We start from the raw sequence: 15,676 nt of genomic DNA on the forward strand, positions 1-15,676 counted from the left end.
TGCCCGATCATGTGGATCCTGGGCGTCAACGCGCCACCGGCCGGCCGGCACGACACCGCGGCCTGCCTGATCGACGGCGACGGCCGGATCGTCGCTTTCTCCGAGGAGGAACGCCTCAACCGCCGGCGCCACTCGCTGTACCGCAAACCGTCGGGCGCGGCCCGCATGTGCCTGGCGCGGGCCGGTATCGACGCCGCCGACATCGACGTGGTGGCCATCGGCTGGGACGACCACCAGCTCCACCCGGGCCGGTTCCGGGACGACGCCGAGTTCCTCGCCTACGCCGTCGGCCTCGACTTCGGGCACCGCCTGCCCGAGGTGGTCCGAGTCGGCCACCACCGGGCGCACGCCGCCTCCTCGTTCTACGCCTCGCCCTTCCGCAAGGCCGGCGTCCTGGTGGTCGACGGGCACGGCGAGAACGAGTCGTCGAGCATCTGGACCTACGAGGAGGGCCGGCCGCCCCGACTCGAACGATCGTGGCAGCGCACCGCCTCCCTGGGCTACGCCTACGACGCCGCCTCCACCTGGCTGGGCTTCTCCCACCTGAACGCCGGCAAGACGATGGGGCTCGCCGCCTACGGCCGGGCCCGGGGCGTGCGCACCGAGACCCTGGTGGAGACGAGCGGTGACGACTTCGCACTGGCCGTCGAGCCGCTGCCGGAGAACACCGGCCGGGCCGGCGCCGAGGAGATCAAGGAACAGTACGAGCGTGTCGTCGGCCGGTGGCGCGCGCACTACCGCCGCATCGCCGGAGCTGACGGCCCCCACGCACCGGAAGACCGGCTCGCCGACGACCCCCGCGCGGTGCTCGTCGCCTACACCGCGCAGCGCGTCGTCGAGGAGGCCGTCACCCACCTCGCCGCACAGACCCGCAAGGCCGCCGGGGTCGAGGAGCTGTGCATGAGCGGCGGGGTCGCCCTGAACTGCTCCACCAACGGCACCCTGCCCGGCCCGCTCTACATCCCGCCGGTACCGCACGATGCCGGAGTGGCCCTCGGCGCCGCCTGGTCGGTGTGCCCGCCGGTCTCCCGCACCGCCCCGCTCAGCCCCTACCTCGGCAGCGACATCGCCACCGGCACGGCGGACACGGCCGACACCACGGACCTGGTCCGCACGCCCCTGGACATCGACCACCTGACCGCGCTGCTGCTGGACGGCCGCATCGGCGCGGTCGCCCAGGGCCGCGCCGAAGTCGGCCCCCGGGCCCTGTGCCGGCGCTCCATCATCGCCGTACCGGACACCCCGGCGGTCACCACACGCGTCAACACGATCAAGAACCGCGAACAGTGGCGGCCCTTCGCCGGTGTCACCCGACCCGGCTACGGGGCCCGCCTCTGGGAGCAGCAGGAACACCTGAGCCGGTACATGCTGGGCGCCGCCCGCGCCACCGAGCTGGGCCGCCGAACGGCGCCGGGCGTCGTCCACGTCGACGGCACCACCCGCCCGCAAGTCCTGCACGCCGACGAGGCTCCGGCCGTCGGCGCGGTCCTGGACGCCCTCGACGCCCAGGGCGCGCCCCCGGTGCTGCTCAACACCTCCTTCAACGACCGCGGCGAGCCCATCGTCGACACGGCGGGCGACGCGCTGTCCGCGTTCCGCGCCATGAACCTGGACTTCCTCGTGCTGGGCGACGCCCTGTACCGCAAGAAGAGCCCGGCGGGAGGTGCGGGCTGATGGCCGCCGCCCTCCCCGCCACCGAACGGTTCCGGGCCTACGGCCCACGGCACCTGGACGACATCGCCACCCGCTTCGGGGTCCCCGACCAGATCCGCGAAACCGTGCGCCGTCTGTCACTGGTGCTGCCCTTCCGGGTCAACGAGTACGTCCTCAGCCACCTTGTCGACTGGGACCGAGTACCTGACGACCCGCTGTTCCAGCTGACGTTCCCGCAGCACGGCATGCTCGACGCGGCCGACGAGGAACAACTCGGCAAACTGTCCGAGGACCCCGGGGACCGGCTGCTGCTGCGCGAACTCGTCGGCGACATCCGGGCACGCCTCAACCCCCACCCCTCGGGCCAGCAGCGGTACAACGTGCCGCAGCACGAAGGAACCGCCCTCCCGGGACTGCAGCACAAGTACCACGAGACCGTCCTGTACTTCCCCGGCCAGGGACAGACCTGCCACGCGTACTGCACCTACTGCTTCCGCTGGGCCCAGTTCGTCGGGGACGCCGACCTCAGGTTCGCCGCCCCCGATCCCACCGGTCTGCTGGCCTACCTGGCAGCACACCCCGAGGTCAGCGACGTGCTGGTCACCGGCGGCGACCCGATGGTGATGAGCACCGAACGGCTGCGCCGCCACGTCGAACCGCTGCTCGGCGTCGAATCGGTCGCCACGGTGCGCATCGGCACCAAGTCCGTCGCCTACTGGCCCCAGCGCTTCACCACCGACCAGGACGCCGACGACGTCCTGCGCCTGTTCGAACAGGTGGTGGCGGCAGGCAAACAGCTGGCCGTGATGGCCCACTTCAGCCATCCGCGTGAGCTGGAGACCGCGCCCGCGCGGCACGCGCTGCGACGGATCCGCGCGACCGGCGCGGTCGTCTACTGCCAGGCCCCCCTCATCGCCCACGTCAACGACGACCCGGCCACCTGGAGCACCCTCTGGCGGGCCGAACTGGCGGCGGGCGCGGTCCCGTACTACCTGTTCGTGGAGCGGGACACCGGCCCGCACGAGTACTTCAAGGTGCCGCTGGCCCGTGCGGTGGAGATCTTCCAGGCGGCCTACCGCACGCTGCCGGGTCTGGCCCGGACCGTGCGCGGCCCGGTGATGTCGGCGACGCCCGGCAAGGTCGTCGTGGACGGCGTACAACGGACGCCGGAGGGCTCCTTCTTCCAGCTGCGCATGCTCCAGGCTCGCGACCCCGCCCTGGTGGGCCGCCCCTTCCGGGCCCCCTTCGACCCGCACGCGGCCTGGCTCGACGACCTGCGCGTCGACCCGGCGGCCCCGCCCGACCTGACCGCCGCCCTGCGGGGCGTGCCCACCGCGGCGGGGACGCGTGCGGCGGACCCGGCCGCACACCCGTCGGCCGCACAGGAGCCGACGGCCTCATGAACAGCCACACCCAGCGTGTAAGCCGCTTGGCGCACCAGCCACACGTGCCCGCCCTGCCCGAACTCCCGCCCTCGCCCAATCTCGCCCTCGACCAGCTGGTCCGCGACCGCCGCGCCGCCGGCGAGTCACTGGTCCACCTGGCGTTCGGCGAGGCCCGGCTGCCGTTGCTCCCGGGGATCGCGGACGCGCTCACGGCCGGTGCCCACCGGACCGCCTACGGCCCTGTCGCGGGCCGGGAAACCGCCCGTGACGCGGTCGCCGGATACTTCGCACGCCGCGGACTGCCCACCGAAGCCGACCGGATCGTCCTGGCACCCGGCAGCAAACCCCTGCTGATGGCCCTTCAGCTCACCGTCCCCGGCGACGTCCTGCTGCCCGCACCCGCCTGGAACACCTACGCCCCCCAGGCCGCCCTCGCCGGCAAGCGGGCCATCGGCGTCCCCGTGCCCGCCTCCTGCGGCGGCGTGCCGGAACCCGCGGCGCTGCGCACCACCCTCGCCCGGGCCCGAGCGGAGGGCCTGCGGCCACGGCTGCTGATCCTGACGCTGCCCGACAACCCCACCGGCACGCTCGCGTCACCGAGTCTGGTGCGGGAACTGTGCGCCCTCGCCCATGCCGAAGACCTCCTCATCGTCTCGGACGAGATCTACCGGGACGTCCTGCACGACCCGTCGGCCACCCCGTTCCTCAGTCCCGCAGAGGTGGCACCCGACCGCACCGTGGTCACCACCGGCCTGTCCAAGAGCCTCGGCCTGGGCGGCTGGCGCATCGGCGCCGCCCGCTTCCCCCGGGGCGACCTCGGACGGCGGTTGCACGACGGCGTGGTGGCGGCCGCCAGCGAGCTGTGGTCGACGCTGTCGGGCCCCATGCAGGACGTCGCCGCCTACGCGTTCGCCGAACCGCCGGACGTCGCCGCCCGGCTGCGTGACGCCGCCCGGCTCCACGGCGCGGTGGCCCGCGCGGTGCACCGGATCGCGGTCGGCGCCGGGGCCCAGTGCCGGCCACCCACCGGCGCGTTCTACGTCTACCCGGACTTCGCCCCGCTCCGCCGGGAGCTGGCCGCCCGCGGCGTCACAGACTCCGACTCGCTGGCCCGCCGGCTCCTGGAAGAGTCCGGCGTCGTCGTACTGGCCGGCCACCTCCTGGGCGACGACCCCCGGGCGCTGCGCTTCAAGGCCGCGACGAGTCTGCTCTACGGCGACGAGGAGGAACAGCGGCAGGCCCTGGCCGCCGAGAACCCGGTGGGCCTGCCGCACATCGCCGAGCGCCTCGCCCGCATCGCCGGCGCCTTCGCCCGCCTCACCGGCCGGCGAGCGCCGGCCCACGACCTCTCGGAGATCGCCCCATGAAGGAGATCAGCCCGGGCCCCGCGGCCTTCCACGAGCTGACCGGCGCCGCCGACCGCCTACTGCGCGCGGTGGAAGGCCTCGGCGAGGCGGACGTGCGCGCGCCCTCCCGGCTGCCCGGCTGGACCCGCGCCCACGTACTCAGTCACCTCGCCGCCCAGGCGCCCGCCCTGGAGAGGCTTCTGACCTGGGCGCGTACCGGGGTCCGAACCCCGCAGTACACCAGCCGCACCGCCCGGGACGCCGACATCGAGAGGGGAGCCCGGCTGCCCGCCGCCGACCTCGTCGCCCGGGTGCGGGACAGCGCCGCGCACTGGCAGCACACCGTGGAGACGCTGCCCGCACCGGCCTGGGACGCCGTCGTCGTGCCGTTCACCGGCGAGGTGTGCACACCACGCCGCATCCTCGTCATCCGGCTGCGTGAACTCGCCCTGCACCTGGTCGACCTGGACGTCGGCCGGGAAGTCTCCGACATTCCACCGACGGCCCTGGACATCGTGCTGGCCGACGTCATCGGCTACTACTCCGCAGCCGACGGGGTGCCCCCGTTCACCGTGCGGACCACCGACGGCACCGAGCTGGCCCGCTTCGGCCGCGGCGGCTCGGAGGTGTCCGGGACACCGGGAGATCTGCTCGCCTGGTTCAGCGGCCGCGGCAGCGGCGACGCCCTGCACGCACCCCAGGGCCTGCCCACGCTGCCCCCCTGGATCTGACCGCCCAGGCGCCCGACCCGCGCCACCACGACCGACCGAGGACAGCGACCGACATGCCCACCACCCCGCCCACCGCACTGCCCCTGGACGACATCCGCACCGCCTGGCTCGACTGCATACAAGTCAACCTGGCCGTGCTCGCGGACCACTTCCACGGCCCCGGCACCCATCTCCGCCTGGGCGCCCGCCTGGACCTTCCCCTGCGACCGCTGCCCGACGGCCTGCCGACGGCCGACCCCACGCTGGAGTCACGGCTGGCGACGGACGCCCCCCTCGCAGGACTGCACCCGGTCCGCCGGGCGCACCTGACCCCACCCGAACTCCTCGCCGAAGCAGCCCGGGAGACCGGCGTCCACTACGTCGTCGCCGACAGCTTCCACCTGCCGTGGCTTCCCTACCACGGCAACAGCCATATGGAGCACAGTTTCCTCCTCACGGTCGGCCCCGCCGGATGGCACGTCACCGACGCCTACCGCATCGAGACCCGGTGGGGCGCCGCGGTCCCCGGCCGACATGTGCTGACCACAGCCGACCTGTCGAGTTTCGAGACGGCCGAGCTGATCACCTTCGCACCGGCCGAGCCCCGGCCGCAGCCGCCGACGGTGACGGATTACGACCCGGAGCCCTACGTCACCGCGTACGCCGGGTGGCCGGACCGCGTCCGCGCGCTCGAGCAACTCTCCAAGGAGACCTGGCTGCTGGCGCGTGCCCGCAGACTCCATGCCGCGTACCGCGCGCAGTGCGCCGGCCGGGCGGGGGAGAGCGACGCCGAGCACGCCCATCTGGCGGCGTGGGACAGACTGGTCGAGCACACCTACCTCGCTCACCGCCGGGTCGTCCGCGGGCGGGCCGAACCGCCCGGCACGGCCGACCGCCTCCACGAGCTGCTCACCGCCGACCGGCAGGTCTTCGCCGCGGACCGCACGGAGCCGCCGCGGCCGGAGAGCGACGACGGCCATCCCCTGGACCCGGACCTGCACCGCATGATCACCCGGATCGTCTCCGACGTCCTGGGCGTTCCGGCGCGGGACCTGGGGCCCGGCGCCGCCCTTGACTCCTTCAGCTCCTTCAGCTCCTTCCGGCTGGTGGAGATCGTCGAGCGGGTCGAGGGCGAACTCGGCCGCGAACTGGACGCCGACGAGCTGGTCCCCGAGCGACTCCGCCACATCGACGACCTGTGCCGCCTCGCCCGTCGCTGACGACCGCCGCACCCGGACGGCCCAATGCCGGTGCACCCCGAACCGGCGGCCACCACCCCCTCGTCGGCAGATCCCACACCGAAAGGAACCGCCGCGTCATGGACGCCCGCTTCACCGAACTGCTCCGCCCCTTCCTCAAGCACGCCGGCCCCGAAGAGATCACCATCACCGGCGACACCGACCTGCGACGGCTCGGCGTCGACTCGATGCAGGCGATCGAGCTGCTCTTCCGCCTGGAGGACACCTTCGGCATCGAACTGCCGGACGAGGACATGAACGACACCACCTTCGCCACCGCCGGCAACCTGTGGCGCGTCGTCGCCGCCCAGCTGCCCGACGGCGACAACGCCCGGGGGTCGGCGTGAACACGGTGAGCGCCCACGCCGTGCCGGATCTGAACACCCGGCTCACCGACGTCATCGACGCCACCGAGGCACATCTCGCACACGCCGACCACCACGCCGTGTTCCCCGTGGCGGCACTGGCCGCGCTGCGCGGCACGGGACTCCTGGGGCTGCTCGTGCCCACCGCGCACGGCGGACTCGGCGGTGGGGTGCGCGACCTCGTGACGGCGACTCAGAGTCTGGGGCGCGCGGACATGTCCGTGGCCATGGTCTTCGCCATGCACTGCCAGCAGAGCGCCGCCCTGGTCCGCTACGCCGGCCCGCGCCTGGCCGCGGAGCTGCTGCCCCGCGTCGCCTCGGGCGAGCTCTACCTCGCCTCCGTCACCACCGAGGCCGGCAAGGGCGGACACCTGACCACGGCCCACTCCCGGCTGGCCGGCAGCGGCTCACTGCTCGACATCGACCGCTTCGCACCGGTCGTCACCGGCGGCGCCCACGCCGACGGTTTCCTCGTCACCATGCGCGCCCCGGGAGACGCCACCGAGCACGAGGTGTCCCTCGTCTACGCCGGTCGTGACCAGCTGAAGATCCAGGAGGCGGGCGACTGGGAGCCGATGGGCATGCGCGCCAGCCACAGTGTGCCGCTGAGGCTGACCGGACGCGTCCCGGCCCACCAGATCGTGGGGCCCCCGGGCCGGTTCCATGAGATCGCGGCGGACGTGTTCGGTCCGCTCGCACACCTCGGCTGGTCCGCCGCCTGGCTCGGCACCGCCGCCGGCGCGCTCTCACGGGTCCTGCGGATGCTGCGCAGCCCGGCCGGCCGCGAGCGCTTCGACGTGACCTCCGAACTGCTGCTCACCCGCCTGTCCCGGTCCCGGCAGCGGCTGGACGCCGTCCACGCGCTGCTTCAACAGGCGCTGGCAGCCGTCGAATCCGCAGCGGACCTGTCCCGGCCGCCGCGGCAGCTCCTGCTCAACTCCCTGAAGATCACGGCGTCGGAGCAGTGCCTGGCCGCCGTGGACGACCTGGTCGAGGCCGTCGGGCTGCGGCACGGCTACCTCAAGGACTCTCCGACCCGGCTGGAACTGGCGGTGCGGGATCTGCGCTCGGCCACCCTCAACTACCACAACGACCGCCTCCACCTGGCGGACGGCCGGCTGGCCCTGCGCGACCAGGGAGTCACCTTTGCCTGAACTGCCTCCGCCCGGCCCGGCGTTGCCCGGCCCGGCCGAGCCACCGGCGTCCGCCACCGGCGCCGAGGTGTGGGCCGCTCTCGGCCGGGCCGGACACCTCGCCCGCGCCTACCGCGGAAGCGTCCGCGACGGCGTCGACCCCGACGGGCTCGCCGACCTCCTGGCCGCGATCGACGCCCGCTGGTCCGTCCCCGCCACACTGTCGGCCAGCGTGCAGCTCGCCACCGCCCTGCCCGTCCTGGCCACCGGCGGGGGAGCCGTGGTGGAACGCTGCCTGCACCGCACGCTGCACGGCCGGGCCACGCTCGCCCTGGCCGCGACCGACACCACGCCCGGCACCGACCTGACGGCGCTGCGCACCGAGGTCACGGTCGAGGAGGACGCCGTCACCGTGACCGGCCGGAAGGAATGGATCACCAACGCCACCACCGCCGAGTCCTTCCTCGTGCTCGCCCGGCACCGACCCGGCCGGCACTTCGCCCACTTCACCTGGATCCTCGTACCGGCGGACACGCCCGGGACGACGATTCGGCCGGCACCCAGCGGCCTGTACGCCGGCGCGGGCACCGGACACGTGTCGTTCGACGGCGTACGCCTGGACCGGAGCCACGTGGTGGGGCGGGCCGGGCTCGGACTGCCGGTCTTCGCGCGGCACATCGCCGTCGAGCGGTTGGCCGGCGCCCTGTGGGGCGTCGCCCTGTGCCGGCGGGTACTGGCCGACACTCGGCACCGACTGATACACCGGGCGCACGGCGAGGGCACGTTGTGGAGTCTCGGCCATGTGCGGCAGCGTTTCGCCGCCTGCCTGGTGCGGGTTCAGGAACTGCGCGCCCTGACCGACCGGTGGGCGCCCGAAGTGGCCCGGCGCCACGACCTGCCGGCAGCGGCCGCGCTGAAGGCCGCCGCGGGGGTCACCGTCCCCCAGGTCCTCGCGGAGTGCGCCCAGCTGTGGGGTGCGGCCGGCTTCGCCGACGGCGGCATCCAGGAGATCCGGGCCCAGGCCGCACTGTTCGGCATCGGCGGCGGGGCGACCGAGGTGGTCCTGGACACGGTCGCCGACAGTGCCGAACGCCTCCTGGACGACCTCGGCCGCAAGGACGTGGACTGGTGACAGCGCCCTTCGAGGCCGCCGACGGCGTGTGGGTCCTGACCGGCGCCGGACGGCCCAGCACCCACCCCGACGACCTGAGCCGGGCCGCCGCCCTGCCCGCCTGGCGGGCCCAGCGGTTCCTGCGCGGCCGGGGACTGCTGCGGGCCCTGCTGCACACGGTCGCACCAGCGATGTCCGGCGCCGTCATCGTCCCGGACCGGCGAGGCCGGCCCCGCCTCGCCGGGTTCCCCCGGGCCGGCATCAGCATCTCCCACAGCGACGGCGTCACAGCCTGCGCGTTCGCCCCCGACCGGCCCACCGGGGTGGACCTGCAGCACCCCTCGGACACGGCCGGTCCCGTGCTGGCCCGGCGGCTGCTGCGCTCCCACGCCCCGGCGGTCCTGGCCCTGCCACCGGCACGGGCGGCACGCGAGGTGGCCTGGGTGTGGACCGCGCAGGAGGCGTGTGTGAAGGCGGCGGGTACCGGACTGGCGGGCCGCCCCTGGGACATCGACGTGCCGCCCGGCCGACGCACGGGCACCTGGGGCGCCTACCGCTGGATCTGTCTGCGCGAACTCTCCGACATCCCCCTCAGCTGTGCCTACGGCCGGTCCGGACCGCCGGCCCACCCCGCCACCCCCACACCCGCCCGCCCTCTCGCGAAAGGCAGACGCGACGCGTGACCCATGTGCCGCAAGACCCACGACACACCCTCGACGACTGGTTCACGCGGACCGTCGCGGCCTTCCCCCGGGCGACAGCCCTGGAACTCGGCGCAACCCGGCTCACCTACGGCGAACTCGCCACCCGCGCCGACCAGGTGGCCGCCCACCTCCTGGACCTCACCCCGGGCAACCGCCCACGCCGGATCGGCCTGCTCGCCGCGCGCACCACCGTCGCCTACACCGGGTATCTCGCCGTGCAACGCCTCGGCGCCACCGTCGTCCCCCTGGGCCCTGGCTTCCCCCACGCCCGCAACTTCAGGATCGCCGCGGCCGCGGACCTCGACGTCGTCCTCACCGACGGCTCCTGCGACCACGCCGAACGCCTCCCCGCCCCGGTCGTCACCCTCACCGCCACGGCGCTGGACATCCTCGCCGCCACGGCACCACCCGCTCTGCCTGCCTCCCCGGCCACACCCGACGACCTGGCCTACATCCTGTTCACCTCAGGTTCCACCGGCACCCCCAAAGGGGTGCCCGTCAGCCACCGCAACGCATGCGCCTACCTGGCCCACGCCGTCCCCCGCTACGGGCCCGGTCCCGGCGACCGCCTCTCGCAGACCTTCGACCTCACCTTCGACCCCTCGGTCCTGGACCTGTACGCCGCCTGGGGGACGGGCGCCACCCTCGTCCCCGCTACCCGCGCCGACCTCCTGCGCCCCGTCCGGTACGCCGCCACCCGAGCCCTGACCCACTGGAACTCCGTACCCTCCGTCATCACGCTCGCCCAACGACTGCGGGCGCTGAAGCCCGGCAGCATGCCCAGCCTGCGGCGCAGCATGTTCTGCGGCGAGCCGCTGACGCTCCGTCAGGCCCACGCCTGGACACTGGCCGCCGAACACAGCACGGTGGACAACGCCTACGGCCCCACCGAACTGACCATCACGTGCACCGGCCACCGACTGCCCCCGCACGCCGCGTCCTGGCCCCGGCCCGCCAACGGCACCGTTCCCATCGGCACCCTCCACCCCTCCCTGGAGGGCAGGCTCCACGACGGCGAACTCTGCGTACGGGGCCCCCAGCGCTTCGCCGGATACCTCGACCCGGCCGACAACAGCGGCCGCTTCCTCACGCCCGACGGCACACCCCACGACCCGGCGACACCACTGACCGACGCCCACTGGTACCGCACCGGCGACCGCGTGGGCACCCTGACCGGCCCACCCGGCACCGACGGGCCGCTGCCCCCGTCCACCCCCTTGGTCCACCTCGGCCGAGTCGACCAGCAGGTTCAGATCCACGGATACCGAGTCGAACTCGGCGAAGTCGAAGCCGCCCTGCGCGCCCTGCCCGGAATCCTCGACGCGGTCGTCATCGCCCTGCCGACCCCGGACGGCAGTACCGAACTCGCGGCGGTCCACACCGGCATGGACGGCACACCGGCCGACGAACCCGCCCCGGACCCCCGTACCGCGCTCCGGCGAACCCTGCCGCCCTACATGATCCCCGCCCGTCTGACGGCCGTTGCCGCCATACCCCTGACACCGAACGGCAAGACCGACCGGGAAGCCGTCAGGCGACTGCTCGCCACCGATCGAGCACCGTTGCCAGGACATCCCGGGTGACCGAAGAGGCCCGAAGCCGGTGCGAGTCCGGAGGCGGCGGGCGCCCTGTCATCCCCCGTCGCGGCGGACGGCCTGCTCGGTCACGGCGTGCGCGAGCGCCATGATGGTGATCTGAGGGTTCACACCCGGCGACGACGGCAGCAGGCACGCGTCGGCGACGAGCACCCCTTCCGTTCCGCGCAGTCGCCCGTCGGGGCGCACGGGGGAGTGCCGGCCGTCCGCTCCGAGCGCGGCGGTTCCCGTGGGGTGGAACGCCGACAGGTGGAGACGGCGGCGACCGGTGCGGCGGACGACGTCGTCGAGATCCGCGGGCGAGGTGACCGACGGGTGTGCCGGGATGCCGGTGAGGACCTCGCGCGCTCCCGCGGCGAAGAGGATGCGTCCCATGTGGGTGATGGACCTCAGGAGGCGGTGACCGTCCTCGGCGTGGAGGGTGTAGGAGGCGATCGGGTGGCGCGTGCCGCGTACGCGTCCGGAGGAGCGGTCCGAGACCATCGCGCCGAGGAGACCGAGCTTTCCGGCGTCGTCCAGCTCGCGCCTCAGTTCCCTGCCGAGGTGCGGGAGGACGAAGGACGTCATGCCGGGAGGCGCGGCGGTCGCCTCGATGAGGATGCCCTCGTCGTGCCACTGGTCGACCCCGACGCTCTGCAGGATGTTGGGTCCCGCATCAGGACCGGTGACGGCTTCCGCGAAACGCCCGGCGACGCTGACGGCCGGGTGGATCGCCAGATTGCGGCCCAGCCGTGGATGCTCCGCCAGCCCCGAGCGCCGTAGCAGGGCCGGGGTGTGCAGGGCTCCGGCCGCCGTGACGACGAGACCGGTGCTGACGGTGAAGCTCGTACCGTCCGGACGCATCGCCTCCACCGCGACGGCGCGTCGGGCGCCCGCGTGGTGCTCGGTGACGATGCGGGTGGCCCGGGCGCGGGTGACGATACGGGTGCCGGCCGCGCACGCCGCGGGCAGCACCGACAGGTGCACCGCCTGTTTGGCCCCGCTCGGGCAGCCGGCGACGCATTCGCAGCATCCCCCGCACTCGATGGCGTTTCGGCGCAGGGGAGCGGCGGACCAGCCCAGGCGTCCGGCACCGAGCAGCGCCAGCCCGCCGTTGCGCCCGAGGACGGACGGATCGGGCACACCCACGCCGAGCAGCTTCTCCACATGGTCCATGTGGCGGGCGAAGGAGGCGGGGTCCGCCAGCTCGACCCCGTGGCTGCGCTGCCATCGGTCCAGTACCTGAGGGGGTGTGCGGAAGCAGGTGCCCGAGTTGACCAGGGTGGTGCCGCCGACGGCCCGGCCGAGTGGCAGCAGCACGGGTGGCAGGCCGAGGGCGAGGGTGGCGCCGCCGTCCCGGTAGGCGTCGGCGAACCGGTCCAGGGGCGGCCGCGAGGCGAGTTCCCGCGTCGAGAAGTGCCGTCCCTCCTCCAGGACCACGACCGAACGCCCCGAGGATGCGAGGGTCAGCGCCGCCACGGCACCTCCCGCGCCGGAACCGATCACCACGGCGTCGGCGCGTTGCTCGTCGGGCCAGTCGGACGACGGGCGGATGTCCAGCGGGGGATCGGCCCGGACGACGGGCCTGACGGGCCGGGAGCCGTGCCGGCTCGCCCCCGCGGCCAGCAACAGCGGGATCTTCACGCTGTCCATCAGAGTGGCGAATCCAGGCAGCCGGGTCAGCCGCCGCAGGAGCCGTGCCCTGGTGTCCGGCGGCAGACTGTGCGCCCGCCGGCCCGTGGTGAGGACGGAGAACCCGTCGAGTGCCATGTCCGTGGCGTGCAGACCCGTGCGGAGGTGCGGAGGCAGGGACGCCATGAAGCGGTGCAGCCGTTCCGGCACCTGCCCCTCCCACTCGGGACGGTGTGCGTCCGCGCCGACATCCAGCAGCACCGCCGACAGTGCCCGGCCGTGAACCGTGCTCATCGCAGCCCCACCTCCGCGTGTGCGGTGCCCCGCACGTCCCAGACCTGTTCGGGCTGCCACCCGCCGTCCCGCCACTGCTCCAGGCAGACCCGCACGTCGGCCCGCTCACTGTTGTGACAGGTGGCCTTGCTGCCGTCCGGGTCCGTGTAGCCGACTGCCGTCCGGCTCTCCTCGGGCAGATGCACCCGTACCTCGATCCGGCGCCCTCCGGCGTGGCCCCGCACCGTCCAGGCCGGCAGCCGGAGCGTTCCCCGGAACCGTCCGATCCCCATGATGCCCAGTGAGCTGCGCCAATCGCCGCGCGGCCAGTCGCGTCCCGCTCTGCGCAGCCGCAGGAACACCAGCGGCGGAAGGTGCCGCAGCAGCGGCAGGCCCGAGACGGCCACCACCACCTCAAGAACCGTGTCCTCGTCCAGATCGGCGTGCAGCCAGGCCCAGCGGTGAGCGTTGCCCCGGCCCGCGATACGGGCGCTGGCACCCAGGGCGTCGGCCAGCGGCAGCGTCTGTCCGTCGAGGCACACGGTCCCGCGGTAACGAGCTTGTGCCTGCGCAACGACGTGCACGGCGGGGAGCACCCGGCGCTTCCAGGCCATCCGGGGGAAGGTGCGCAGGGGCGCTGAATCCGAGGCCACCCGGAGGTCCCAGGCCAACTGCTGCGTCCTCCCGCGCAGTTCGTGCGCGGTGGCGACGGCGGACGGGGAGTGAAAGCCCGCCGACGCAGGAAGGGCGCCGTCGCCGTCCCCGGCCGAAGAGGCCGGGCTCTCCGGCAGCACATGGGGGCCGAAGCGGTCGATGACGGGAGGCTTGTCCGGCCTGTACACCGCGGCCCAACCATGGGTGTAGGGCGTGCCGTTCACCGGACGCACCAGCTCGTGGTGGAGCCAGAATCCGGTGCCGGTCTTCGGATCGGTGAAGGTGCTGTACCAGACGTTCAGGCGGCCCTGGCGGGCGGCGGTGAGAGACTCGGCGAAGTCGGCGGATGCGGGAAAGCGCCAACTCGCCGCGAATGACGGCAGGGTGCGCAGGCGGAACCGCAACCGGCCCTCACCGCCGGAGCAGAGGGAGCCCGAGCCCTCTCGGCCGGACGTGTCCCCGGCCGGCCGCAGGCGGATCGGCAGGACCGTCATGGAGCGCAGCGGACTGCGCCAGGTCGGGGACTTGTGGCCCTCCAGGACGTACTCCTGGCCGTCCAGGGCCGTGAAACGCACGTGGTAGTCGATCCGGCCCCGGGACAGCGGGGCGATGAGCATGTGCCCGGAGGCGTGGAGGTCGTCGGCCCAACCATCGACGCGAACGCGGCCCGTGACGACAGCGGTTGTCGCTCCGTGGAGGCGGAGGGGGCCGGAAGCGCCGACCCGCAGGTCGAGCCTCACGGGCCGGCTCCCACCCCCCGCGGTGTCGAGCCGCAGCCTGCCCGTCATGGTCTCCGCGAAGCGCGCTCCCCGGCGTGCTGCCATGTGCGGCACCCTTCCTCTCCGAATCGTCCGGGCCGCCCGGCGCTTGAGGCAGCCGTAGGGAGACCGCGGAGGTCACGACGAGCCCCCGCGAGTCAGTGGTTCACTGGCTGAGTGGCTCATCCACTGACGGCAGAGAACCAGCCCACCTCTCGTAGGTCAAGTCCCCGGCCTCGTCCGCGACTCAGGTGCTGCCCGGTCGCGCCGGCGTCACTTCCGGGGCTTGCGCCGGACGAGATCCGCGGTCATCTCCTCGGCGGTCAACTGGAGATAGGCCTCGGCGGCGCGCCCGGCCTCCTCCGTCCGGCCGTTCACGACGGGCTCCACCACCTGCCGGATGCGGTCCGCGGCGACCGCCGGGTCCGCGAAGGGGGTGGTCATGGCATGGCGAACCGGCAGATACGCGTTGAGCAGCGTGTTGGTGAGCAACAGATACACACGGTTGCCCGTGGTGCGGGCCAGTTCCCGGTGCACCTCGGCCTCCGCGAGCTGGGCGCCGGCCGGGTCCGGTGCCTCGCCCACCCTGTCCACCGCGGCCCGAAGCCGACTGCCCTGCGCGGTGCCGCACTGCGACGCGGCCTTGCGCGCGATCAGTCCGCCGATCGCGCGGCGGGCCTCGAACACGTCCGACAGCCACCGGCCGTCCTGTCCCACCAGCAGCGGAAGGAGGTCGACGCCACCGGACCTGAGGAAGTCCAGCACCTTCGTCCCCACACCGTGCCGGGTGCGGAGCAGGCCCGCCTGCTCCAGCCGGGACAGGGCGTGCTTCAGGGTGGTGCGGGTGACGCCGTAGGACGCGGCGAGTTCACGCTCGGACGGGAGCAGGGAGCCGGGCTGGTGGGTGCCGTCCAGGATGTCCGTGCGCAGGCGCTCTTCCAGGAGGTCGACGACGGACTGGCGGACGATCGCTTCGGCTGGCATGGCCGCACTCCTTCGGTTCGGTCCGCGCTCACACCGGCGAGACCGGGGACCGGGTGTCGAATCTTCGCAGGCAGTCGATCAGCGCGGGCTTCCCACCGTCAAGCCGCGCCTCGGCGGTCGCCAGGGTACGTCCTGGGCTGATGACCTGGACGGGCC

At 73.6% G+C, this 15,676-nt stretch carries 13 protein-coding genes; 10 read left to right on the top strand and 3 right to left on the bottom strand.

Annotation, left to right across the window (positions count from 1 at the left end; all coding sequences use genetic code 11):
* Positions 1–9 precede the first annotated feature (9 nt).
* The 10 genes from ACFZDE_RS04715 (at position 10) to ACFZDE_RS04760 (ending at position 11,228) form a co-directional block, all read left to right on the top strand.
* Positions 10–1,674, top strand: coding sequence for a carbamoyltransferase C-terminal domain-containing protein (locus ACFZDE_RS04715; RefSeq protein WP_391197347.1), 1,665 nt, complete (start codon positions 10–12; stop codon positions 1,672–1,674).
* Positions 1,674–3,056, top strand: a complete 1,383-nt coding sequence (locus ACFZDE_RS04720) for a KamA family radical SAM protein (protein WP_391197348.1) — start codon at positions 1,674–1,676, stop codon at positions 3,054–3,056. The genes ACFZDE_RS04715 and ACFZDE_RS04720 overlap by 1 nt, the downstream gene beginning before the upstream one ends.
* Positions 3,053–4,405, top strand: a complete 1,353-nt coding sequence (locus tag ACFZDE_RS04725; RefSeq protein ID WP_391197351.1) for an aminotransferase class I/II-fold pyridoxal phosphate-dependent enzyme — start codon at positions 3,053–3,055, stop codon at positions 4,403–4,405. Before ACFZDE_RS04720 ends, ACFZDE_RS04725 begins: the two co-directional genes overlap by 4 nt.
* Complete coding sequence (locus tag ACFZDE_RS04730; RefSeq protein WP_391197353.1) at positions 4,402–5,115, top strand: maleylpyruvate isomerase family mycothiol-dependent enzyme; 714 nt, start codon at positions 4,402–4,404, stop codon at positions 5,113–5,115. Before ACFZDE_RS04725 ends, ACFZDE_RS04730 begins: the two co-directional genes overlap by 4 nt.
* 53 nt (positions 5,116–5,168) lie before the next feature.
* Positions 5,169–6,314, top strand: a complete 1,146-nt coding sequence (locus ACFZDE_RS04735; protein ID WP_391197354.1) for a phosphopantetheine-binding protein — start codon at positions 5,169–5,171, stop codon at positions 6,312–6,314.
* Positions 6,315–6,412: 98 nt separating this feature from the next.
* Entirely contained in the window at positions 6,413–6,679 is a 267-nt protein-coding gene (locus ACFZDE_RS04740) for a phosphopantetheine-binding protein (protein WP_391197355.1), read from the top strand.
* Entirely contained in the window at positions 6,676–7,851 is a 1,176-nt protein-coding gene (locus ACFZDE_RS04745; RefSeq protein ID WP_391197356.1) for an acyl-CoA dehydrogenase family protein, read from the top strand. The genes ACFZDE_RS04740 and ACFZDE_RS04745 overlap by 4 nt, the downstream gene beginning before the upstream one ends.
* Positions 7,844–8,962 (top strand): acyl-CoA dehydrogenase family protein, encoded by a 1,119-nt coding sequence (locus ACFZDE_RS04750; protein WP_391197359.1) that lies wholly within the window; start codon positions 7,844–7,846, stop codon positions 8,960–8,962. The genes ACFZDE_RS04745 and ACFZDE_RS04750 overlap by 8 nt, the downstream gene beginning before the upstream one ends.
* Positions 8,959–9,624, top strand: a complete 666-nt coding sequence (locus ACFZDE_RS04755; protein ID WP_391197361.1) for a 4'-phosphopantetheinyl transferase family protein — start codon at positions 8,959–8,961, stop codon at positions 9,622–9,624. The genes ACFZDE_RS04750 and ACFZDE_RS04755 overlap by 4 nt, the downstream gene beginning before the upstream one ends.
* Entirely contained in the window at positions 9,621–11,228 is a 1,608-nt protein-coding gene (locus ACFZDE_RS04760) for an AMP-binding protein (protein WP_391197363.1), read from the top strand. Before ACFZDE_RS04755 ends, ACFZDE_RS04760 begins: the two co-directional genes overlap by 4 nt.
* Before the next feature lie 48 nt (positions 11,229–11,276).
* Here ACFZDE_RS04760 and ACFZDE_RS04765 read toward each other — a convergent pair whose 3' ends face one another.
* The 3 genes from ACFZDE_RS04765 to ACFZDE_RS04775 all read right to left on the bottom strand — a co-directional run bounded on the left by ACFZDE_RS04765 (position 11,277) and on the right by ACFZDE_RS04775 (position 15,520).
* Positions 11,277–13,145, bottom strand: a complete 1,869-nt coding sequence (locus ACFZDE_RS04765; protein ID WP_391197365.1) for a GMC family oxidoreductase N-terminal domain-containing protein — start codon at positions 13,143–13,145, stop codon at positions 11,277–11,279.
* Positions 13,142–14,602 carry a hypothetical protein gene (locus ACFZDE_RS04770; RefSeq protein ID WP_391197367.1) on the bottom strand — a complete coding sequence of 487 codons (1,461 nt, stop codon included), beginning with the start codon at positions 14,600–14,602 and terminating at the stop codon, positions 13,142–13,144. Before ACFZDE_RS04770 ends, ACFZDE_RS04765 begins: the two co-directional genes overlap by 4 nt.
* Positions 14,603–14,809: 207 nt before the next feature.
* Entirely contained in the window at positions 14,810–15,520 is a 711-nt protein-coding gene (locus tag ACFZDE_RS04775) for a GntR family transcriptional regulator (RefSeq protein ID WP_391197370.1), read from the bottom strand.
* Positions 15,521–15,676: the final 156 nt, after the last annotated feature.

The organism is Streptomyces sp. NPDC007929 (assembly GCF_042959065.1).
In the GTDB taxonomy this organism is placed as follows: Bacteria; Actinomycetota; Actinomycetes; order Streptomycetales; family Streptomycetaceae; genus Streptomyces.